Source organism: Oceanibium sediminis, from assembly GCF_003265325.1.
GTDB lineage: Bacteria > Pseudomonadota > Alphaproteobacteria > Rhodobacterales > Rhodobacteraceae > Halovulum > Halovulum sediminis.
On the sequence record NZ_QGNX01000004.1, the window covers coordinates 103,387 to 124,622 of the forward strand.

General features: G+C 67.3%; 19 protein-coding genes. 6 read left to right on the forward strand and 13 right to left on the reverse strand.

Translation table 11 applies throughout. The features are described 5' to 3' along the window. Positions 1 to 8: 8 nt before the first annotated feature. From trmFO to gluQRS, 3 genes are read left to right on the forward strand one after another with little or no spacing between them, the layout of a single operon-like run. On the forward strand, positions 9 to 1,355 hold the full coding sequence (gene trmFO / locus DJ029_RS11655; protein WP_112322649.1) for a methylenetetrahydrofolate--tRNA-(uracil(54)-C(5))-methyltransferase (FADH(2)-oxidizing) TrmFO: 1,347 nt from the start codon (positions 9 to 11) through the stop codon (positions 1,353 to 1,355). Between the two features lie 43 nt (positions 1,356 to 1,398). Continuing rightward, a complete protein-coding gene (locus tag DJ029_RS11660) occupies positions 1,399 to 2,019 on the forward strand; it encodes a class I SAM-dependent DNA methyltransferase (protein WP_112322650.1) in 621 nt (206 codons plus the stop codon). A 5-nt stretch (positions 2,020 to 2,024) separates the two neighbouring features. Beyond that, complete coding sequence (gene gluQRS / locus DJ029_RS11665; RefSeq protein WP_112322651.1) at positions 2,025 to 2,867, forward strand: tRNA glutamyl-Q(34) synthetase GluQRS; 843 nt, start codon at positions 2,025 to 2,027, stop codon at positions 2,865 to 2,867. On the opposite strand, the gene hisI is transcribed toward gluQRS, so the two are convergent. Next, positions 2,862 to 3,221 (reverse strand): phosphoribosyl-AMP cyclohydrolase, encoded by a 360-nt coding sequence (hisI, locus tag DJ029_RS11670; RefSeq protein WP_112322652.1) that lies wholly within the window; start codon positions 3,219 to 3,221, stop codon positions 2,862 to 2,864. The genes gluQRS and hisI overlap by 6 nt on opposite strands. A gap of 78 nt (positions 3,222 to 3,299) precedes the next feature. On the opposite strand from hisI, the gene DJ029_RS11675 reads away from it, so the two are divergent. Continuing rightward, the gene (locus tag DJ029_RS11675; protein ID WP_112322653.1) at positions 3,300 to 3,749 is read left to right on the forward strand and encodes an iron-sulfur cluster assembly scaffold protein; all 450 of its coding nucleotides are present in this window, start codon (positions 3,300 to 3,302) and stop codon (positions 3,747 to 3,749) included. A 387-nt stretch (positions 3,750 to 4,136) separates the two neighbouring features. Here the strand turns inward: DJ029_RS11675 and recG are convergent, their stop codons facing one another. From recG to sciP, 4 genes are all read right to left on the reverse strand, one after another. After that, positions 4,137 to 6,242 carry an ATP-dependent DNA helicase RecG gene (recG, locus tag DJ029_RS11680; protein WP_112322654.1) on the reverse strand — a complete coding sequence of 702 codons (2,106 nt, stop codon included), beginning with the start codon at positions 6,240 to 6,242 and terminating at the stop codon, positions 4,137 to 4,139. Between the two features lie 33 nt (positions 6,243 to 6,275). Continuing rightward, a complete protein-coding gene (ligA, locus tag DJ029_RS11685) occupies positions 6,276 to 8,534 on the reverse strand; it encodes an NAD-dependent DNA ligase LigA (RefSeq protein ID WP_112322655.1) in 2,259 nt (752 codons plus the stop codon). 68 nt (positions 8,535 to 8,602) lie between these two features. After that, positions 8,603 to 9,325, reverse strand: coding sequence for a response regulator transcription factor CtrA (ctrA, locus tag DJ029_RS11690; protein ID WP_112322656.1), 723 nt, complete (start codon positions 9,323 to 9,325; stop codon positions 8,603 to 8,605). Between the two features lie 97 nt (positions 9,326 to 9,422). After that, positions 9,423 to 9,701 carry a CtrA inhibitor SciP gene (gene sciP / locus DJ029_RS11695; protein ID WP_112322657.1) on the reverse strand — a complete coding sequence of 93 codons (279 nt, stop codon included), beginning with the start codon at positions 9,699 to 9,701 and terminating at the stop codon, positions 9,423 to 9,425. A 126-nt stretch (positions 9,702 to 9,827) separates the two neighbouring features. Between sciP and mnmA the strand changes: the two genes are divergently transcribed. Further along, positions 9,828 to 10,997: a tRNA 2-thiouridine(34) synthase MnmA gene (gene mnmA / locus DJ029_RS11700; RefSeq protein ID WP_112322658.1), complete on the forward strand. Its 1,170-nt coding sequence runs from the start codon at positions 9,828 to 9,830 to the stop codon at positions 10,995 to 10,997. 33 nt (positions 10,998 to 11,030) lie between these two features. Here mnmA and DJ029_RS11705 read toward each other — a convergent pair whose 3' ends face one another. Further along, complete coding sequence (locus DJ029_RS11705) at positions 11,031 to 11,441, reverse strand: universal stress protein (RefSeq protein WP_157966353.1); 411 nt, start codon at positions 11,439 to 11,441, stop codon at positions 11,031 to 11,033. Between the two features lie 139 nt (positions 11,442 to 11,580). On the opposite strand from DJ029_RS11705, the gene DJ029_RS11710 reads away from it, so the two are divergent. Next, complete coding sequence (locus DJ029_RS11710; protein WP_112322660.1) at positions 11,581 to 12,957, forward strand: dipeptidase; 1,377 nt, start codon at positions 11,581 to 11,583, stop codon at positions 12,955 to 12,957. A gap of 72 nt (positions 12,958 to 13,029) precedes the next feature. On the opposite strand, the gene DJ029_RS11715 is transcribed toward DJ029_RS11710, so the two are convergent. The 7 genes from DJ029_RS11715 to DJ029_RS11745 all read right to left on the reverse strand — a co-directional run bounded on the left by DJ029_RS11715 (position 13,030) and on the right by DJ029_RS11745 (position 21,192). Continuing rightward, positions 13,030 to 13,296, reverse strand: a complete 267-nt coding sequence (locus tag DJ029_RS11715) for a hypothetical protein (protein ID WP_112322661.1) — start codon at positions 13,294 to 13,296, stop codon at positions 13,030 to 13,032. Positions 13,297 to 13,366: 70 nt separating this feature from the next. Then, the gene (locus DJ029_RS11720; RefSeq protein ID WP_112322662.1) at positions 13,367 to 14,281 is read right to left on the reverse strand and encodes a histone deacetylase family protein; all 915 of its coding nucleotides are present in this window, start codon (positions 14,279 to 14,281) and stop codon (positions 13,367 to 13,369) included. Further along, a complete protein-coding gene (locus DJ029_RS11725; protein WP_112322663.1) occupies positions 14,278 to 17,067 on the reverse strand; it encodes a bifunctional [glutamine synthetase] adenylyltransferase/[glutamine synthetase]-adenylyl-L-tyrosine phosphorylase in 2,790 nt (929 codons plus the stop codon). Before DJ029_RS11725 ends, DJ029_RS11720 begins: the two co-directional genes overlap by 4 nt. A gap of 4 nt (positions 17,068 to 17,071) precedes the next feature. Continuing rightward, on the reverse strand, positions 17,072 to 17,905 hold the full coding sequence (locus DJ029_RS11730) for a DUF817 domain-containing protein (RefSeq protein ID WP_112322664.1): 834 nt from the start codon (positions 17,903 to 17,905) through the stop codon (positions 17,072 to 17,074). Further along, positions 17,892 to 18,668, reverse strand: a complete 777-nt coding sequence (locus DJ029_RS11735; protein WP_112322665.1) for an enoyl-CoA hydratase-related protein — start codon at positions 18,666 to 18,668, stop codon at positions 17,892 to 17,894. Before DJ029_RS11735 ends, DJ029_RS11730 begins: the two co-directional genes overlap by 14 nt. A 74-nt stretch (positions 18,669 to 18,742) precedes the next feature. Beyond that, positions 18,743 to 19,210 (reverse strand): cytochrome c-type biogenesis protein, encoded by a 468-nt coding sequence (locus DJ029_RS11740; protein ID WP_112322666.1) that lies wholly within the window; start codon positions 19,208 to 19,210, stop codon positions 18,743 to 18,745. Next, a complete protein-coding gene (locus DJ029_RS11745; RefSeq protein WP_112322667.1) occupies positions 19,207 to 21,192 on the reverse strand; it encodes a heme lyase CcmF/NrfE family subunit in 1,986 nt (661 codons plus the stop codon). Before DJ029_RS11745 ends, DJ029_RS11740 begins: the two co-directional genes overlap by 4 nt. Positions 21,193 to 21,236: the final 44 nt, after the last annotated feature.

A 21,236-nucleotide genomic window follows, 5' to 3' on the forward strand; every position in this document is an offset into this window, starting at 1 on the left:
TCAGCGCCATGACACACCCAATTCACATCATCGGCGGCGGCATGGCCGGATCCGAGGCGGCATGGCAGGCGGCAGAAGCCGGCGTGCCCGTCATCCTGCACGAAATGCGCCCCGTCACCGGCACCTTCGCGCATCAGACCGACTCGTTGGCTGAACTGGTCTGCTCGAACTCGTTCCGCTCGGACGACCATGAAAACAACGCCGTCGGCCTGCTGCATTGGGAAATGCGCGCGGCGAACGGGCTGATCATGGAAATGGCCGACGCCCACCAGCTGCCCGCCGGCGGCGCGCTGGCGGTGGACCGACACGCGTTTTCCGCCGATGTCACCGCGCGGCTTGAGGCGCACCCGCTGGTCACCATCGACCGGGCCGAGATTTCGGGCCTGCCCCCGGCGGAATGGGGCAACACGATCATCGCGACCGGGCCGCTGACCTCGCCCGCGCTGGCGGAAGCGATCCGGGCCGAAACGGGCGAGGATGCGCTGGCCTTCTTCGACGCCATCGCCCCCATCGTTCACGCCGACAGCATCGACATGACCAAGGCGTGGTTCCAGTCCCGCTACGACAAGGGCGAGACGGAGGAGGACAGGACCGCCTACCTCAACTGCCCGATGAGCGAGGCGGATTACACCGCCTTCATCGACGCGATCCTCGCCGCCGAAACTGCCGCCTTCAAGGAAGGCGAAACGGACACCCCCTATTTCGAGGGCTGCCTGCCGATCGAGGTGATGGCCTCGCGCGGGCGCGAAACCCTGCGCTTTGGCCCGATGAAGCCGGTGGGGCTGACCAACCCCCATGATCCGCAGACGAAACCCCATGCGATCGTGCAACTTCGCCGCGATAACGCATTGGGAACGCTGTATAATATCGTCGGCTTCCAGACCAAGATGAAATACGGCGCCCAGGCCAGCGTGCTGCGCCTGATCCCGGGGTTGGAGGACGCGGTCTTCGCGCGGCTTGGCGGGATCCACCGCAACACCTTCCTCAACTCTCCCTTGCTGCTGGACGAGGGGATGCGCCTGAAATCGCGCCCCGACCTGCGTTTTGCCGGGCAGATCACCGGGGTGGAGGGATACGTCGAAAGCGCCGCGATGGGGCTGCTCGCCGGGCGCATGGCCGCGGCACAGGCGAAGGGCCAGGCCCTGCCCCCGCCGCCCAACACCACGGCCATGGGCGCGCTGATCACCCACATCACCGGCGGCGCGGAAGCCAAGACCTTCCAGCCGATGAACGTGAACTTCGGGCTGTTCCCGCCGCTGGCGGACGTGCGCGGCGGGCGGCGTGGCCGCAAGGAACGCTACCGCGCCTACACCGAGCGCGCGAAGCAGGACTACACCGCCTGGCTGGCCGCCTAGACGCCCCGCCCTCACCCCGTTATCCTTGGGGCTGGAGGGGTATATGACTGTAGTGAAAACGTTTCTCGACAAGGTTTACGACGTCGACGGCGGCGAGGAGACCCGCGCGCTGTACGACGAATGGGCGGACACTTACGACGAAGAGGTGGACGCCAACGGCTACGCCACCCCCGCGCGCGCAGCGGCGGCGCTAAGGGCGCACGCCATCGACCGCTCGGCGCCGCTGCTGGATATCGGATGCGGCACGGGGATTTCGGGCGACGCGCTGGCGGACGCCGGATTCACCACGATCGACGGGTGCGACTTCTCGGACGAGATGCTCAAGAAGGCTGAAGAAACAGGGGCTTACAGAACGTTGTTCAAAACGGATCTGAGCCTGCCCCTGCAGTTCAAGGATGGCGCCTACACGTTGATCTCGGCCATTGGCGTGCTCAATCCGGGCCACGGCCCGGCGGAGGTGCTGGACCAGATCCTCGCCAAGCTGCCGCGCGGCGGGCTGGTCGTGTTCTCGCTGAACGATCACGCGATGGCCGATGGCAGTTACGAGGGGCGGCTGAACGAAAGCCTCGACTCCGGCTACGCAACGCTGCTGTTTCGCGAGTACGGACCGCATCTGCCGAAGATAGACCTGAATTCCACGGTCTACGTTCTGGAAAAGAACTGAGGCGAATGATCACGCGATTTGCGCCCTCACCCACGGGGCCGCTGCATCTTGGCCATGCCTACTCGGCCCTGCTGGCCCATGACATGGCGCGCGCGGCAGGGGGGCGGTTCCTGCTCAGGATCGAGGATATCGACCGATCCCGCGCCCGCCCCGAGTGGGAGGCGCTGATCCTGGAAGACCTGCACTGGCTCGGCCTCAGCTGGCCCGAGCCGGTGATGCGCCAGTCGGACCGGCAGGCGGCCTATGACGCCGCGCTTGCCACGCTCTGGGCGCAGGGGCTGCTGTATCCGTGCAACTGCAACCGGCGCGACATTGCCGCCGCCGCCAGCGCCCCGCAGGAAGGCGCGCCCGTGCAGGGGCCCGACGGGCTGGTCTATCCCGGAACCTGCCGCGCCCTGCCGCGCCCCGGCACGATGCCCGAAGGGGTGGCCCTGCGGCTCGACATGGCGAAGGCGCTTGGCAAGGTGGATCGCCTCGGGTTTCGGGAAACCGGCGCGCGCCATCGCGGCGCTGTCCCGCTCGACCGGGACCAGCTGATCGCCGGGGTCGGGGACGTGGTGCTGGCGCGCAGGGGCATGGGCACGTCCTACCACCTTTCGGTCGTGGTCGATGACGGCGCGCAAGAAATTACCTGCGTCGTGCGCGGCGAGGACCTGTTCGAGGCGACGGCGATCCACGTGGTCCTCCAGACCCTGCTCGGCCTGCCGACGCCCGTCTATCACCACCATCGGCTGATCCGCGACGAACAAGGCAAACGCCTTGCAAAACGCGACGACGCGCGCGCCCTGCGCCTTTACCGCGAGGCAGGCAAGACACCGGCGGACATCCGCGCGATGGTCGGCCTATAGCGGGTCCGAGGTGATCCGCTCCTGCCCGTCGACGATATCGGTGTAAAAGCAGCTGCGCCGGTTGGTGTGACAGGCCGGGCCGGACTGGTCGACCTGCAGCAACAGGCAATCCCGGTCGCAATCGACCGACAGCCGCACCAACTTCTGCACATGGCCCGACGTCGCCCCCTTGCGCCACAATTCCTGGCGCGAGCGTGACCAATAGGTGACCTGCCCGCTGCCCAGCGTCTCGGCCAAGCTGGCGCGGTTCATCCACGCCATCATCAGCACCTCGCCGGTCTGGTGGTCCTGCGCGATGGCCGGAAGAAGGCCCGCGTCGGTCCATTTCAGTGTGTCTGCGTCGAAGCGCTGCATCCCTCGGCCCTGCCTTTTCGTTTCTGCCAGAAGGCACTACATATACCGCAAATGTGTCGAGGAAAACCGGGGGCGGCGATGAGCGGCGAAGCGGATCTGATCAAGCTTTATTCGCAGCGGATACTGGCGTTGTCCGCCGATATCCCGCACCAGGCCCCGCTTGCCTTGCCGCAGGCCGAGGCTAAGAAACGCTCTCCGCTCTGCGGCTCCACCGTGTCGGTGGCGCTGTCGCTGAAGGACGGGCGGATTTCGGAATACGCGCAGGACGTGAAGGCCTGCGCGCTTGGCCAGGCCTCGGCGGCGATTTCCGGCGCGGTCATCATCGGCCTGACCCGGGACGAGGTGGCCCGTGGCCGCGACCAGCTGAAAGCGATGCTGAAATCCGGCGGACCGGTGCCGGATGCGCCCTTCGACGGGTTCGAGGTGCTGGAGCCCGCGCGCGATTACAAGAACCGCCACGCGTCCATCATGCTGACGCTCGACGCGACGCTGGATGCCTTCGACAAGGCGCTGGAAGCGGCCGCCTGAGCAACAAAAAAGCGCCGCGACCCAAGGGGCGCGGCGCGTAGGTGGCGTCACATCTGGAAAAGCGCACCCGCAGGCAGGAGCGGGTATAAGAGGGGGTCGTCAGGCAGTACGACCCGTTTCGCGCAGACGGTCCGCAGGCAACTCAACCGAGACCGGGAACACTCAGACCCACAAGGACCATCACACAGATCGCGGCCAGTCCGATCGCGTCGCCAAGAAGGGCGCCGAAACGGCTCGGAGTCTTGATCGGATGCGGTGTCATGGCAGGTCCTTTCGCTCTCGTGTTAGCGTTATGTTCTCCTGTTCTTAATCTTTCGTCAAGAACTTTAGGAGAACATTTGAGAACAAAGTGAGACTCGCCGTGAATACAAGGACTTACCCGGGCCCCTAGCCCACCGACAGCAGCCGGATCGCGCGATCCGCCTCCATCAGGTAGAGCGCAGTGCGGATCGCCTTGCCCCGTGGCGCGCTCAGGTCCGGGTCATGGGACAGATAGGCGCGCGCGTCGTTCTGAGCGGTCGCCATCAGGTCCGCCTGGCGTTCGAGATCCGCGATCCTGAAGCGCGGCAAGCCCGATTGCGCCACCCCCAGGACATCGCCCGCGCCACGCAGGCGCAGGTCTTCCTCGGCGATGCGAAAGCCGTCTTCGGTTTCGCGCATGATCTCAAGCCGGGCTTGCGCGCCGGGGGTCAGCGGGCTGGAGTACATCAGGAGGCAGGTCGATTTTTCCGCCCCGCGCCCGACGCGACCACGCAACTGGTGCAACTGGGCCAGGCCGAACCCCTCGGCCCCTTCGATCACCATGATGGAGGCTTCGGGCACGTTCACCCCGACCTCGATCACGGTGGTCGCCACCAGCACCTGCGTGCGCCCGGCGACGAAATCGGCCATCGCGGCATCCTTCTCGGCGGGGGGCATCTGGCCGTGCACCATCCCGACCGCCGCGTCGCCCAGGGCCGCGCGCAGGGTCTTGAATCGCGCCTCTGCCGCGGTGGCGCTGATGACTTCGGATTCCTCGACCAGCGGACAGACCCAGTAGGCCCGCCGCCCCGCGGCCACCGCGGCGCGCAGGCGTGCGACCACCGCGTCCAGCCGCTCGGCGGAAATCAGCGCCGTGTCCACCGGCTTGCGCCCGGGGGGCTTCTCGTCCAGCACCGACAGGTCCATGTCGCCATATTGCGACAGCGCCAGCGAGCGCGGGATCGGCGTCGCGGTCATGACCAGCAGGTCCACCAGCGCCCCCTTGGCGCTGAGGTCCATGCGCTGGCGCACGCCGAAGCGGTGCTGTTCGTCCACGATCGCAAGGCGCAGGTCATGGAACAGGACGTCGCCCTGGAACAGCGCGTGGGTGCCGAGCAGGATGTCGACCTGCCCCGCCGCCAGCGCGCTCAGCTTCCGGGCCCGGTCGGCCCCCTTGTCGCGCCCGGTCAGAAGGGCGACGCGCACGCCCGCATCCGCGGCCAGCGGGGCCAGCGCCTCGTGATGCTGGCGGGCCAGGATCTCGGTCGGGGCCATCAGCGCCGCCTGCCCGCCCGCCTCCACCGCCGCGAGCATGGCGAGCAGCGCAACCAGCGTCTTTCCCGAGCCGACATCGCCCTGCAACAGGCGGTTCATGCGCCGTGTCGCGGCCATGTCGGCGGTGATATCGGCCACCGCCCGGTCCTGTGCGCCCGTCGCGCTGTAGGGCAAGGCGGCGCGCACCTTCTCCTGCAACGCCCCGGTGCCGACCGTCGCGCGGCCCTTGCGGCGGCGCGCGGTCGCGCGCGCCAGCGCCAGGGTCACCTGGTGCACGAACACCTCGTCATAGGCCAGGCGCCGGCGCGCCTTGTCCTGAAGCGACAGCGCCGCCGTGTCCTGAGGTTCATGCGCGGAAACCACCGCATCCCGCCATGCGGGCCACCCCTCGCGAGCGAGAAGCGTCGGATCGATCCATTCCGAAAGCTCCGGCGCAAGGGCAACGGCGGCGGCGGCGGCCTTGCTGATCGCCTTTTGCGTCAGCCCCTGCGTCAGGGGATAGACCGGCTCGAACGCGGGTAGTGTTTCCGCCTCGTCCACACTCAGGATGTAGTCGGGGTGCGCCATCTGCGCGCGCCCGTCGAAGATTTCCACCCGCCCGGAGATCAGCCGACGCTCACCCGAGGGTAGCTGCCGGCGCAGCCAATCCTCGCGCGCGTGGAAGAAGACCAGCTCGAACTCCGTCGCGCTGTCGGTGACGAAGATGCGATAGGGGCGGCCCTTGCGCTGGGGCGGCTGGTGCAGGCCGACCGTCACCTCCACCGTGACCACGCCGGGCAGCGGCGCGCCGGTGATCGTGGCGCGCCGGGTCCGGTCGATCACGGCATTGGGCAGCGTGAAGCACAGGTCGCGCGGCCGGGTGATCTGCATCCGCTCAAGCAGGTCAGCGGATTTCGGGCCGATGCCCGGTAACTTCGTCAGTTCACCGAACAGCGGGAACAGGATTTCCGGGCGATGGGGCGGATGCGCGGCCGTCATGCGAACAGCATGACCACGAGAGCACCGCCGGGATCAACCAAGGAACGCACGCCATTCCTCTTCGCTCATCACGCTAAGGCCCAGGGCCTCCGCCTTGGCGAGCTTCGATCCCGCGCCGGGGCCGGCGACGACGATATCGGTCTTGGCCGACACCGAGCCGGCCACTTTCGCGCCGCGCGCTTCCGCCGTGGCCTTCGCCTCCGCACGAGTCATCGTCTCGAGGCTGCCGGTGAACACCACGGTCTTGCCCGCGACGGGCGACCCGTCGGTTTCGGGGGGGGCGACGGCCTCCACCACCAGCTCGGCCAGCAAGCGATCGAGCGCGGCGCGCGTCGTTTCCTCGTGGAAGAAATCGACCAGCGCGCCGGCCATGACGCCGCCGACCCCGTCGATGGCGTTCAGTGTATCCCAGGCCGGGCCGTCGTGATCGCGGGCGGCTTGCATGTCGCCCTGGAACGCCGCCCATGTGCCGTAACTGCGCGCCAGAAGCGCGGCGCTGGTTTCACCGACATGGCGGATTCCAAGCCCGAAAATAAGACGGTTGAGCGGGATCGTCCGGCGCGCCTCGATCGCGGTGAACAGGTTTTCCGCGGATTTCGCGCCCCAGCCCTTCTGCTCGGCCAGGGGGGTCTGGCTGCGCGCGGCAAGGGCCGCCAGCGCTTGCCCCTCGTCATAGGCGTCAAGGCCCAGGTCTTCGGCAAGCCGGGTCTGTTCCGCCTCCGTCGCCGTCTCGAGGATATCTTCGGCGGACAGCAGCAGCTTTTCCCCCGCCGCGTCGCGCGCGCGCAGGGTGAAGATGTCGGCCGGTTGGCGCAGCCAGCCGAAGCGGTAGAAATTCTCGACCTGTTTCGCCCCCAGCCCGTCGATGTCGAAAGCCGCGCGGGAGACGAAATGCTTCAGCTTTTCAACCTGTTGCGCGGGACAGATCAAGGCTCCGGTGCAATAGGCGACGGCCTCGCCCTCCTCGCGGATGACGTCCGAGCCGCAGATCGGGCAGGTTTCGGGAAAGACATAGGGTTCCGCGTCGTCGGGGCGGCGGCTGAGGTCCACGTCCTTCACCTTCGGAATGACGTCGCCAGCGCGATACACGGTGACCCAGTCGCCGACGCGCAGGTCGCGCCCGTCGCGGATCGGCTTGCCGGTGCTGTCGCGCCCGGCGATGTAGTCGGCGTTGTGCAGCGTCGCGTTCGACACGACGACGCCCCCGACCGTGACCGGGGTCAGGCGCGCCACCGGGGAAAGAGCCCCGGTGCGCCCGACCTGGATCTCGATGGCTTCCAGCCGTGTGACGCCGACTTCGGCGGGGAACTTGTGGGCAATCGCCCATCGCGGCGTGGTGGAGCGGAAGCCGAGCCGGGCTTGCAGCGCCAGGTCGTTGACCTTGTAGACGACGCCGTCGATGTCATAGCCGAGCGTCGCGCGGGTCTGCTCGATCTCGCGGTAGTGGGCGATCATCTCCGCGACGGAGCGACAGAGCCGGGTCAGCGGGTTGGTCGAAAAGCCGAGCGCGCCGAGCTTGTCGAGGCATTCCAACTGGGTATCGCCGATCGGCTCGGACAGGGTGCCCCAGGAATAGGCGAAGAACCGCAGCGGGCGGCTGGCGGTGATCGTCGGATCGAGCTGGCGCAGTGAGCCTGCCGCCGCGTTGCGCGGGTTGGCGAAAGTCTTTCCCCCCGAGGATTCCTGGCGCGCGTTCAGCGCGGCGAAATCGGCGTGGGACATATAGACCTCGCCCCGCACTTCCAGCACCTCGGGCGCGTGGGAAAGCGTTTCCGGGATATCGTCGATCGTGCGGGCGTTGGCGGTGACGTTCTCACCCACCTGGCCGTCGCCCCGGGTGGCGGCGGTGACGAGCGTGCCGTTTTCATAGCGCAGCGACAGGGACAGCCCGTCGATCTTCGGCTCGGCGGTGAAGTCGAGCATGGCATCGGCATCCAAGCCGAGGTAGCGGCGAATCCGCTGATCGAACTCGCTCACATCCTCGTCGGAGAAGGCGTTGCCCAGCGACAGCATCCGTTGCGAATGCGTCACCTTCGCAAAGCCTTGCGCGGGCGCCGCGCCGACCTGCTCACTGGGGCTGTCGTCGCGTTTCAGGTCCGGAAAGGCCGCTTCGATGGCAAGGTTACGCAGCTTCAACGCATCGTACTCGGCGTCCGTGATCTCAGGCGCATCGGCGCCGTGATAGGCCAGGTTCGCCGCGTTCAGCTTTTCGGCCAGCGTCGCGAGTTCGGCGGCTGCCTCTTCCCGTGTCAGCTGTTCCGGGTCTTTCGTGTCATCTTTTGCGTCGGCCACCGAACACTCCCCAACGTATGCGGGAAAGATTTATGCGGTGGCCGGACGTTTATCCAGTGCGAAAAACGTCAGGCGCCGAGCGCGATGCGTTGCATGGGCAGTTCCGCCTCCACCGGGGCGGGATCGCGCAGCACATATCCCCGGCCCCAGACGGTTTCGATGAAACTGTCGCCGCCGGTCGCCTCGGAAATCTTCTTGCGCAGCTTGCAGATGAACACGTCGATGATCTTCAGCTCGGGCTCATCCATGCCGCCGTAGAGGTGGTTGAGGAACATCTCCTTGGTCAGCGTCGTGCCCTTGCGCAGGGACAGCAGTTCCAGCATCTGGTATTCCTTGCCCGTCAGGTGGACCGGCGCGCCGTCAACCTCCACCGTTTTCGCGTCCAGGTTCACGGCGACCGGGCCGGTCACGATGATCGACTGCGCATGCCCTTTCGAGCGGCGGACGATGGCGTGGATGCGCGCGACCAGTTCCTCGCGGTGGAAGGGTTTGGTCATGTAGTCATCGGCCCCGAAACCGAAGCCCTTGATCTTGTTTTCCGTATCGTCCAGCCCGGACAGGATCAGGATCGGGGTTTCGATCTTGGAGAGCCGCAGTTGACGCAATACTTCATGGCCGGTCATGTCCGGCAGGTTCAGATCAAGGATGATGAGGTCGTAGTCGTACAGCCGGGCCAGATCGATCCCCTCTTCCCCCAAGTCTGTTGCATAGACGTTGAGGTTTGCACTGGTCAGCATCATTTCGACGCTTTTCGATGTCGTGGGATCGTCTTCTACGAGTAACACGCGCATGTTGATGCTCCGCCACCTAAAGGGTTTCTTTCCAAATTTTCTAACCCCCAATGGTTAACTGGATATTACCAACCACCTTCACAACCTGCAATAGAACTTAAAATTGCCTATATTTCTGTATGGTTGTGGCGCGCAGTGCCCGTGCCCCGTGGGTTTCCATGGCGATCCGCCAGCTGTGCAGTTCCTCGCTGGAAAGCCCGTACATCTCACACGCTTCGTCTTCCGTGATCAGCCCGCTGGTGACCGCGGACACCACCACGGCCTTGCGCCGCGCGACCCAGCGCCGGGTCGCCCGGTCCGGCAGGTCCGAGCGTGTCAGCTTGGTTCCATCCGGTAGGATCACATAAACCGGGCCCTTTTCCCGCCTGATAAACATGACTTCACTCTCCTCTACTCACCCGTGCAGAGGTTTATGGTCAGTGGCTTAATCAGCGGTGAAGTGGCCGGGTTGTATGTGTGTACAGTTTTACTATATTCCCCCCATTCTTCCGGAGCCCGAACAATGACCCCTTCTTCCCCGGTTGCGCTGGATCAGCGCGCCGCGCCCCGCCTCAATTCGCTTGGTTTCGACAAGCCTGAATCGCAGACCCGCGTGCTGGTCGCGATGTCCGGCGGCGTGGACAGTTCGGTCGTCGCCGCGATGCTGGCGCGCGAGGGTTACGACGTGGTGGGAATCACCCTGCAGCTTTATGACCACGGCGCGGCGCTGGCCAAGAAAGGTGCTTGCTGCGCGGGGCGCGACATCCACGACGCCCGCCGCGTGGCCGAGGAAATGGGCTTTCCGCACTACGTTCTGGATTATGAGAACCGCTTCCGCGAAAGCGTGATCGACGAGTTCGCCGACGCCTACCTCGCGGGGGCGACGCCTGTTCCGTGCATCCGCTGCAACGAGCGGGTCAAGTTCCGTGACCTTCTTGAAACCGCCAAGGACCTGGATGCGGATTGCATGGCCACCGGGCATTACATTCAGCGCCACATGGGTGCGCAGAAGGCAGAGCTGCACCGCGCCGCCGATCCAGACCGGGATCAGAGCTATTTCCTGTTTTCCACCAAGCAGGAACAGCTCGACTACCTGCGCTTCCCCCTGGGGCACCTCGCCTCCAAGGCGGAGACGCGCGCCCTCGCCCATGAGTTCGGGCTGGTGGTGGCCGACAAGCCGGACAGCCAGGACATCTGCTTCGTGCCCAACGGATCCTACGCGGCGGTGATCGAGAAACTGCGCCCCGGCGCGGCGGATCCGGGCGACATCCTGCACATGGACGGCCGCGTTCTGGGCCAGCACAAGGGCGTCATCCACTACACGATCGGCCAGCGCCGCGGCCTTGGCATCGGCGGCGGAGAGCCGCTGTATGTCGTGCGCCTCGACGCGGAGGCGCGCCACGTGATCGTCGGCCCGAAAGAGGCGCTGGCGACGGCCAATATCCCGGTGCGCGAGATCAACTGGCTCGGCGACGCCGATTTCACCGACGCCCCGGCCGGGGGCTGGGATGTCGAGGTGAAGGTCCGCTCGACCCGCCCGTCGAAACCCGCGCGGATCTTTCCGACCGGGCCGGACACGGCGCGCGTCGAACTGCTCGCCCCCGAGGAGGGCGTGGCGCCCGGACAGGCATGCGTCTTCTATGCGCCGGATACGACGCGCATCCTGGGCGGCGGCTGGATCTGGCGGGGCTGAACGCCCTGTCCCCCGCCGCTGGCCGGGAGGGGTCTAGCGCTCCACCAGAACCGAGCATTTCGCGTGGCGCACCACCCGCGCGGCGGTGGAGCCGAGGAAGTAGTCCGCAAGCCCCGGCTGGTGTGAGCCGATGATCACGAGGTCCGGCTTCATGTCGTCGATGACCTCCAGGATGGCGATATGCGGCGCGCCGGTCACGATCAGCGCCTCCGCGTCGAGGCCGGCCTTCTCCAGGAATTTTTCAAGCTCTTCGTGCTGCGCCTTTTCGCGGTTCTTGCGAATGTCGACGGGCACGTAAGTCTCGGCATAGGTGGGAATGCTTGTGACCGCGTGAACAGCTGTAATCCTTGCGCCGGAATCGGCCAAGGCCTTGGCCCGCGCGAGGATCTTCTCGGCCACCTCCGGGTGCAGGATATCGACGGGGATCAGGATATTCTTGTACATCTGCTCACTCCCTTTCTTTTGAGCACGCGCAGCCAGCCTAGGGCCGCTGCCCATGCGTGCGTTGATGTGAATCAACTGGACAGTTCAGACGGCCTTTGGCAGGTCATGAACGCAAATACATCGCAGAAGGAGGGGCAGCATGTCCGTTGAACAGGTGATCGCGAACGTCGAATCCGAGCGGGAGGCGGCGCTGGAGCGGCTGTTTTCCTTCCTTCGGATCCCCTCCATTTCCACCGATCCGGCCTTTGCCAAGGATTGCGATGCGGCCGCCGACTGGCTGGTCGCGCAACTGACGGAGATCGGCTTCGAGGCCAGCAAGCGCCCCACGCCCGGGCACCCGATGGTCGTCGCCCATCATCGGGCCGAGGGGCCGCACATGCTGTTCTACGGTCATTATGACGTGCAGCCGGTGGACCCGCTGAACCTGTGGCACCGCGACCCGTTCGATCCCGCGATCGAGGAGCAAAACGGTGTCAAGGTGATCCGCGGGCGCGGCACCGCCGACGACAAGGGGCAGCTGATGACTTTCGTCGAGGCGTTCCGCGCCTGGAAGGCGGTGCATGGCACCCTGCCCGGCAACCTGACCCTGCTGTTCGAGGGCGAGGAGGAATCCGGCTCGCCCTCACTCGTGCCGTTCCTCGAGGAAAACCGCGAGGAACTGTCCGCCGACATCGCCCATATCTGCGACACCGGGCTGTTCGATGCGAAGACCCCGGCGATCTGCACCATGCTTCGCGGCCTCGCCTCCTGCGAATTCACGGTGCGCGGGGCGGATCGCGACCTGCACTCGGGCTTTTTCGGCGGCCCTGCGATGAACCCGATCCGGGTGCTCTCCAACCTGATCGCGGCGATGCATGACGAACATGGGCGCGTAACGATCCCGGATTTCTACGACGGGGTCGATCCGGTTCCGAACGCGATCAAGGCGGCCTGGGACACGCTGGATTTCGACGGCGCGGCATTGCTCGGCTCGGTCGATCTGAGCGAACCGGCGGGCGAAAAGGACTACAGCATCCTCGAACAGATCTGGGCGCGCCCGACGGCAGAGGTGAACGGCATCTGGGGCGGCTACACCGGCGCGGGCTTCAAGACGGTGCTGCCCTCGGAAGCGTCGGCCAAGGTCAGCTTCCGCCTGGTCGGGCGGCAGGACCCCCATGCTATCCTGAAGAACTTCGAGGACTTCCTGCGCCAGCGCCTGCCCGTGGACGTCAAGCTCGACTTCCGCCCCGGCGGCGCGTCCCGCGCGACGGTGATGCCCACCGACGAGCCCGCTTTCGAAATCTCGCGCAAGGCGCTGAGCGAGGCCTGGCCGAACGAGGCGGTTTTCGTGGGCGGCGGCGGGTCGATCCCCATCGCCGGGCATTTCCGCGAGATCCTCGGCATGGACAGCGTCCTGATCGGCTTCAGTCGCGATGACGACGGGCTGCACTCACCGAACGAGAAATACGACCTGGAAAGTTTCCAGCGCGGCACCGAGTCCTGGGTGCGCATTCTCGGGGCGATGCAGACCGCCTGAGCGGCGAATTGGCCTGCGTTTCCGGCCGCGCCCGAAGGTGGCGGCCGGGAAAGCGCGCCCTTGCCCCGGTCGTCAGTCCGTCCGGGTGCGGCGCGCGCCCCTGCGACGCGGCGGCGGGGTTTCCAGCCCCTCGCGCAACACCTCGGTCATGGGGTGGTCGGGGTGATCTGGCGCGTAATGCGCGATCAGGCTTTCCACCAGCGCCCTCTGGTCACGCCCGGCGGGAACCCCCATCGCCCAGTCGAAGAAGATGGTCCGGCAATCCGGGCCGGTGATGCCCTCGATCCGGTACGCCTCGTAGATCAGGCCCGTCGGATCGCCCTCGTGATCGCCCTTCATAGGCTCTTGCTCCTGGTGTTGTCTCGGGGGTGCTGTTACCCCTCATGCGGCCATGCTGGCAAGGGGTCTATTACATCCCGGCCCCTGCCGCGGCGGCCTCGAACAGCAGGGCGTGGCGCGCGGCGAGGCTGGCGATGTCGTCGTCATACCCGCCCCCCAGGACGCCCACCACGGGCAGGCCGCGCGCCCTGAGGCGGGCGAACACCAGCCGGTCGCGCGCCGCGATCCCCTCATGGGTCAGCGCAAGGCGGCCAAGGCGGTCGCCCTCAAACGGGTCCACGCCGGCGTTGTAGAACACGATATCGGGCGCATGGCGCACAAGCGCCTCGTCCAGCGCGCCGCGCACCGCCGCCAGGTAGGCCGCGTCGGCGGTGCCGTCCGGCAGGCCGACGTCGTGATCCGAGCGCGCCTTGCGCACCGGGTAGTTCCGCGCGCCGTGCACCGAGAGTGTATAGACGGCGCTGTCATCGGCGAAGATCCGCGCCGTGCCGTCGCCCTGGTGCACGTCGAGGTCCACGATCAGCACCCGCGCGACCTGCCCCTCGTCCAGAAGCGTGCGCGCGGCGACGGCGACATCGTTGAACACGCAGTAGCCCGCCCCGCCCGTTGGCCCCGCATGGTGCGAGCCCCCCGCCGCGTTGCAGGCGACGCCATGTTCCAGCGCAAGGCGGGCGGCCAGCGTGGTACCCGCGACCGACAGCCGTGCGCGGCGCGCCACGGCAGCACTTCCGGGCAGGCCGAGCACGCGCACCTCCTCGGGGTGCAGGGACTGGGTGAACACCCGGTCGACGTAATCGGGCGCGTGAACCGAGGCGATCTGCGCGAACCCCGCGGGCGCGGGGGCGATGTATCCCCCGGCCTCCGGCAGCAGCCGGCGCGCGATCAGGGCCTCGCGCAGGTATCCGTATTTTGACATGGGAAAGCGGTGCCCGGGCTTCAGCGGCGCCACGTAGTCAGTGTGATAGACGATGGGCAGCCCGCTCATGCCACCTGTACCAGCCGGGCGGAGATGATCTCCGAAGCGGCGGCGGCCCCGTCGGCAAGCTCCGCGGCCAGCGTCTGCAGGTCCGGGGCCCCGGTCGCGCCCAGCAGCAGGCGCTGCAGGCCAAGGCCGGCGGCCTCGGGGTCGAGGGGGCCGCTGACGGTCAGGCGGGCGATCTGCTGCACGGCGGTCAGGCGGTTCAACCCCTGCTCGAGCACCCGCGCCTCCTCGGCGCTCAGCCAGCCGGCATCCTGCAAGGGGGCGATCATCTCGACCGGGGCGACGGCGGTCACCTCGGGGTGCAGGATCTTGCCGGTTTGCAGCCACAGCTCGATATCCAGCATCCGGCCCGGGCCTTCCTTCACCTCCCACGGGTCCTTCACCGCGTCGGGCTTGGCGGCGGCGATGCGGGCGCGCATCTGGGCCACGTCCTGCAGCACCTTGTCCCGGTCGCGCGGCGTGACGAGGGCGTCGCGCACCGCCTTTTCAAGTGCTTCGCATACCGGCTCATCGCCCGTGACCACCCGTGCGCGGGACAGGGCAAGGTGTTCCCAGGTCCACGCCTCGGTCTTCTGGTACTCGGCGAAGGCGGTCAGGCTGGTCGCCACCGGCCCCTGCCGCCCCGAGGGGCGCAGGCGCATGTCCACCTCGTAAAGCGAGCCTTCCGCCGTCGCGACGGTCAGCGCCGCGACCAGCGCTTGCGTAAGGCGCGCGTAATAGGCGGGCGCGGCGAGGGATTTGCGCCCTTCGGACATGGCGTCGCGCGGGGCGTCATAGACCACGATCAGGTCCAGGTCCGAGCGGGCGGTCATCTCGGCCGAGCCGAGCTTGCCCATGCCCAGAACCGCCAGGCCCGCGCCGGGCGGCGGGCCGAAGCGGCGGGCGTGATCGCGGGTGACCTTCGGCAGCAGCGCGCTCAGCACCGCATCGGCCACCGCGGCATAGCCCTGCCCCGCCTCACGCGGTGCGGCGATGCCGCGCAGCAGCTGCACCCCGATGCGGAAGCCCTGTTCGCGCGCCCAGATCCGCGTCAGGTCGAGGCAGGTCTCGTAATCGTCAGAGCGCTCCAGCCGCCTGGCCAGCTCTTCGCCGAGCACCTCTGCTCCGGGCAAGGGCTCAAAGAAGCCCGGCGCCAGGACCGCGTCGAAAACGGCGGCGTTGCGCCCGAGGTATTCCGCCAGCCGCGGCGCCGTCGCGCAGACGTCGATCAGAAGATCCAGAAGCTGCGGGTTCGCCTCGAACAGCGAGAAGACCTGCACACCGGCTGGCAGCGCGCGCACGAAACGGTCGAACTGGGTCAGCGCGTGGTTCGGGTCGGCGGCCCCGCTGAGGCGGTCCGCCACTTTCGGCGCGAGCCGCCCGAACAGCGCCTGCCCGCGCGGCGTCTTAAGCGCGGGCAGCCGCGCCCAGCCCTCGGCAATCGCGATGGCGGCTTCGGGGTCGGGCAGGTCCGCCCATACGTTCTGGCCCGTGCGGTCCGCGTCATCGGGGGCGAAGAAACTTTCGGTCAGCTCATGCACGGTTCCAAAGCGCGCCGCCTGCTCGGATTCGTAAGCGGCACGGTCGGGCGCCCCGGCAAGGGCGGCGATCCGCGCGCGCCCCTCGTCCGAGGTGGGGTATCTGTGGGTCTGCGCATCTTCCAGCATCTGGATATGATGTTCCAGCGTGCGATGCGCGACATAGGCGGGGCCCAGGACGTCGGCCGCGTCGCGCGGCACCCAGTCCGCCTGCACCAGCGCCTCGAGCGCGGGCAAGGTGCGCGCCACCCTGAGCGAGCGGTCGCGCCCGCCGCAGATCAGCTGCTTGGTCTGGATGAAGAACTCGATCTCGCGGATGCCGCCGCGCCCGAGTTTCACGTTGTGCCCCGGCAGGCGGAACGGCCCGCCCAGCCCCTTGTGGTCGCGGATGCGGCGGCGCATGTCGTGCGCGTCCTCGATCGCCGCGAAGTCGAGGTGCCGCCGCCAGATGAAGGGCTGAAGTGTTTCGAGGAATCTTTCCCCTGCCGCGTGATCCCCCGCCACGATGCGCGCGCGGATGAAGGCGGCCCGCTCCCAGGTGCGGCCCTGCGCCTCGTAGTAGCGTTCGGCCGCGCCCATCCCGATGCAGACCGGGGTGGAGGACGGGTCGGGGCGCAGGCGCAGGTCGGTGCGAAAGACGTAGCCCTCGCCGGTTTCCGCCGCCATCAGCTTCACCAGTCCTTGGGTGATGCGGATGAACTGCTTGCGGACGTCGGGATAATCCTCGGCCGGGTAGAGGCTTTCGTCGAACAGCACGATCAGGTCGATGTCCGAGGAGTAGTTCAGCTCTCGCGCGCCGAGCTTCCCCATGGCGATGATGAACAGACCGCCGTTCGCCGCCTCGGTCGGGGGCAGCCGCCCGGCGGCCTGCGCCTCGCCCACCAGGTGGCTGAGCGCGGCCTGCAGTGCCCGGTCCGCAAGGTCCGACAGGATCCCCGTGACCTGGTCCAGGTCCCAGGCGCCGCCCAGGTCGGCCAGCGCGCTCAGCAGCGCCACCCGCCGCTTGGCCTGGCGCAGCGCGCTGCTGATCCCGGTATCGGGAACGAAGGTCAGCGCGTCCTCTCGCCCCTCCTCGAGGGGCTTGGTCGCGACGCCAGCCAGCCAGTCCGCCTCCCGCGTGATGAGGCGGTTGAGATGGGGCGCGCTGCCCGCCGCCCCGGCGACGAGGGATTCGAACGCCGTGCCCATGCCGGTGAAACGCGCCGCCGCTTCCTGCCCCAGGGCTTGGTCATGGGGCAGCGGAAACGTGGTGAGGGGCCAGGGACAGGTCATGGGCCTATCCTTGCGCTACGCGCGCGCTGGTCAAGGGCACGGATTCGGCGCGGGGGCGCTGGACCCATGTGACCATGACGAAGCTGAGGATCATCAGCAGGTACCAGGACCCGAGTTTCGATGCGCTGACCACCGCCCAGCCGTTCACCTGCTCGGGGTACATCCAGGCCCCGGCGAAGGTGCCGATATTCTCGGCGAACCAGATGAACAGCGCCACTAGCCCGAAGCCGATGGGCAGCGGCATGGCCAGGCGCATGCGCTTCGGGCGGTAATAGACCATCGTCGGCCCATAGAGCAGAAGCGTGCCCGCGATCAGGACATATCGAAAATCAAAGATGTAATGATGGCTGAAGAAGTTCACATAGGCCGCCACCGCAAGCCCGGAGGTGGCCCAGACCGGCGGATACCCGGTGAAGCGGAAGTCGAAGATCCGCCACACCCGCGCAAGGTAGCTGCCCACCGCCGAATACATGAACCCCGAGAACAGCGGCACCCCGGCGATGCGGAAGAACGCCTCCTCGGGGTAGATCCAGCTGCCCGCGTAGGTCTTGAACAGCTCCATCGCCGTGCCGACGACGTGGAACAGGAAGATGACCCGCGCCTCCTCCCAGGTTTCGAGCTTCAGTGTCAGCAGCAGCGCCTGGATCGCGAGGGCCGAGAGAAACAGGAAGTCGTAGCGCGTCAGCGCCGCGTCCTCGGGATAGACGTAGTGCGTCGCCAGGATCAGCGCCAGCATCAGCCCGCCGAACAGGCAGGCCCAGGCCTGTTTCAGCCCGAACCACCAGAATTCCCGCACGAACGCCCCTGCCGCCGCGCGCAGGGGTTCAGCGGCCCTCATAGCGGGGCGCGCGTTTTTCGAGGAAGGCCATCACCCCTTCCTTGAAGTCGCGGGTCTTGCCCGCCTCGCCCTGCAGGCGCGCCTCGACGTCGAGCTGTTCGTCCAAGGTGTTCTGATAGGTCTGGCGGATCGCCTGCTTGATCCTGAAGTAGGCGGCGGTCGGCCCGTCGGCCAGGTGCGCGGCGCGCGCGTCGACCGTGGCGGCGAAATCCTCGTCCGCGACGGATTCCCAGATCATGCCCCAGTCATCGGCCTGCCGTGCGCTGATCCGCTCCGCGAACAGCGCCGCACCCATGGCCTTGGCCACGCCCATCTGGCGCGGCAGCCAATAGGTGCCGCCCGCGTCGGGAATCAGGCCGATCCGCGCGAAGGCCTGTATGAAATAGGCCGACCGGCTGGCAATCACCACGTCCGCCGCCAGCGCGAGGTTCGCCCCCGCCCCCGCCGCCGCGCCGTTGACGGCGCTGATCGTGGGCACCGGGCAGTCGTAGATAGCCTTCAGCAGCGGCTCGTATTCCTCGCGCAGCACCCGCTCGAGGTCGAGGTCGGAGGCCCGCTCACGATCGCCGAGGTCCTGCCCCGAGCAGAAGGCCCGGCCCGCCCCGGTCAGCACCACCACGCGCGCCTCGCCCCCGGCCCGGGTCAGGGCGTGGAGCAGGTCCAGCCGCATCTGCGCGTTCAGCCCGTTCATCACCTCGGGGCGATTCAGGGTGATCGTCGCGACCCCCTCGGCGAGGCTGTAGAGGATGGTGTCATAGGCCATGGTCGTCCTTCCGCATTTGTCCTTGCGCGGGACGGTATCGCCGCGCGCGGCGGGGCGAAAGGCAAAACGTCGGGTCAGGCGATCCGGTCGTCGTCCAGAACCTCGCGCAGGCGCTTCTGCTCCGCCGCGCTCAGACCCGCCGGCTCAGCCGGGCGGCTGCGGCGGCGCAGGAACAGCGCCGCGGTCAGCCCGCCGAACAGCAGGAGCACCGGCGCAGCGAGCCACAGCGCGGCATTCCCAGCAGTAAAGCGCGGGCGCAGCAGGACGTATTCCCCATATCGTGCAACCAGATAGTCGAGGACTTCGGCGTTGCTGTCGCCTTCCACCAGACGATCACGCACCAGGATGCGCAGATCCTTCGCCAGCTGGGCGTTGGATTCGTCGATGCTTTCATTGCGGCAGACGAGGCAGCGGATTTCCTTGCTGAGATCCCGCGCCCGCTGTTCGAGCACCGGATCGTCGAGCACCTCGTCGGGCTGCACCGCAAGCGCGGGCAGCGCCAGCGTGACCAGCGTCACCAGGACGACCAGGGCCCGGATCATTCCGCAGGAACCTGTGTCGCACCGCGCCGCGCCTTGCGCGCCCCGGCGGCAAGGCGGAAGCGCCGGTCGCTCAGGCTGAACAACCCGCCGATCGCCATGATGATGCACCCGGCCCAGATCCAGTTCGCCATGGGCTTGCGGAAGCTGCGCACGACCCAACCGCCATCGGGCTGGCGGTCCCCGATCACCAGGTACAGGTCCCGCGTCCAGCCCCGATCGATCCCGGCTTCTGTCGTCGGGAACCTCTGCACCGGGTAGAAGCGCTTCTCAGGCATCAGCACGGCGCGGGTTTCCCCGGCACGCGTCAGGGTCAGCTGGGCGCGGTCGGCGGTGTAGTTCGGTCCGGCCACCTGCGTCACCGCATCGAGGCGGATGTCGTAGCCCTCGAACTGGTAGGAAGAGCCGGGCTGCACCACGCGGATATCCTCGACCGTGCCGCTTTCCAGCGCGGCGATGGCCACGAACAGCACGCCAAGCCCAGCGTGGGCGATGGCCTTGCCCCAGTCCGCCCGCGGCAGCCGGGACAGGCGCCGAAGCGACTCGCCGCCGCCGGCCTTGCCCAGCTTGACCCGATGCGCCAGGTCCGCGACCGTGCCGAAGATGATCCAGGCCCCGAGCACACCACCGATGGCCGCGACGATGCTGCCCCCGGTCATCACCGACCACACGAAAGCCCCGAAGGCGACGCTGAGCGCCATGGCCCCCCAGAGCGGCTGCATCGCCCGCCCCAGTTGCGCGCGTTTCCATGGCAGCATCGCGCCAATGGGCAGCACCATGGCCAGCGCCACCATGAAGGGGGTGAACGTCACGTTGAAGAACGGCGGCCCGACACTAACCTTCGCGCCGGTGACCATCTCGGCGATCAGCGGCCAGAGCGTGCCGACGAACACCACCAGCGTCGAGACGACGAGCAGCAGGTTGTTCAGCACCAGCCCGCTTTCCCGGCTGGCCAGCGCAAAGACCGAGTCCGAGCGCAGCGCGTGCGAGCGCGCCGCGTAAAGCGTCAGCGCCCCGCCGATGAACACGCCCAGGATCAGCAGGATGAAGATCCCCCGCGTCGGGTCGTTCGCAAAGGCATGGACCGAGGTGATGACCCCCGAGCGCACGATGAACGTGCCGATGAGCGAGAACGAAAACCCGAGGATCGCCAGCAGGATCGTCCAGCTTTTCAGCGTGTTGCGTTTTTCCACTACGATGGCCGAATGCAGCAGCGCGATGGAGATCAGCCAGGGCATGAAACTGGCGTTTTCCACCGGGTCCCAGAACCACCAGCCGCCCCAGCCAAGCTCGTAATAGGCCCACCAGGAACCGAGGCCGATGCCGATGGTCAAAAACACCCAGGCCGCCAGCGTCCAGGGGCGCACCCAGCGCGCCCAGGCCGGATCGACCTTGCCCTCGATCAGCGCGGCGATGGCGAAGGAAAACGCCATCGATAGCCCGACGTAGCCCAAGTAGAGGAACGGCGGATGAAAGGCGAGGCCGGGGTCCTGAAGCAGCGGGTTCAGGTCGTTGCCGTCGAAGGGCGGCGTCTCGATCCGGGTGAAGGGGTTGGACGTCAGCACCAGGAACAGCAGGAACGCCACGCCGATGCTGCCCTGCACCGACAGGACCAGGGATTTCAGCCGCAGCGGCAATCCCTTGCCCCACAGCGCCACCGCCGCGCCGAACAGGGCCAGGATCAGGATCCAGAGCAGCAAAGAGCCCTCGTGATTCCCCCAGGTTCCCGAGATCTTGTAGAGCATCGGTTTCGCCGAGTGGGAGTTCGTCGCCACCAGCCAGACCGAGAAGTCCGAGGTCACGAAAGCCCACATCAGCGCCCCGAAGGCCACGCAGATCAGCACCGCCTGCACGATGGACGCGGGCGCGGCGACGGCCATCCAGTTGGACCAGCCCCGCTGCGCCCCGATCAAGGGCACAGCGGTCTGGACGATTGCCACCATCAGGGCGAGGATTACGGCCAGATGGCCAAGTTCTGCAGTCATGTCACCTACCTTTGCGCGCAACGATAGTGCGACGGGCGGCAAGG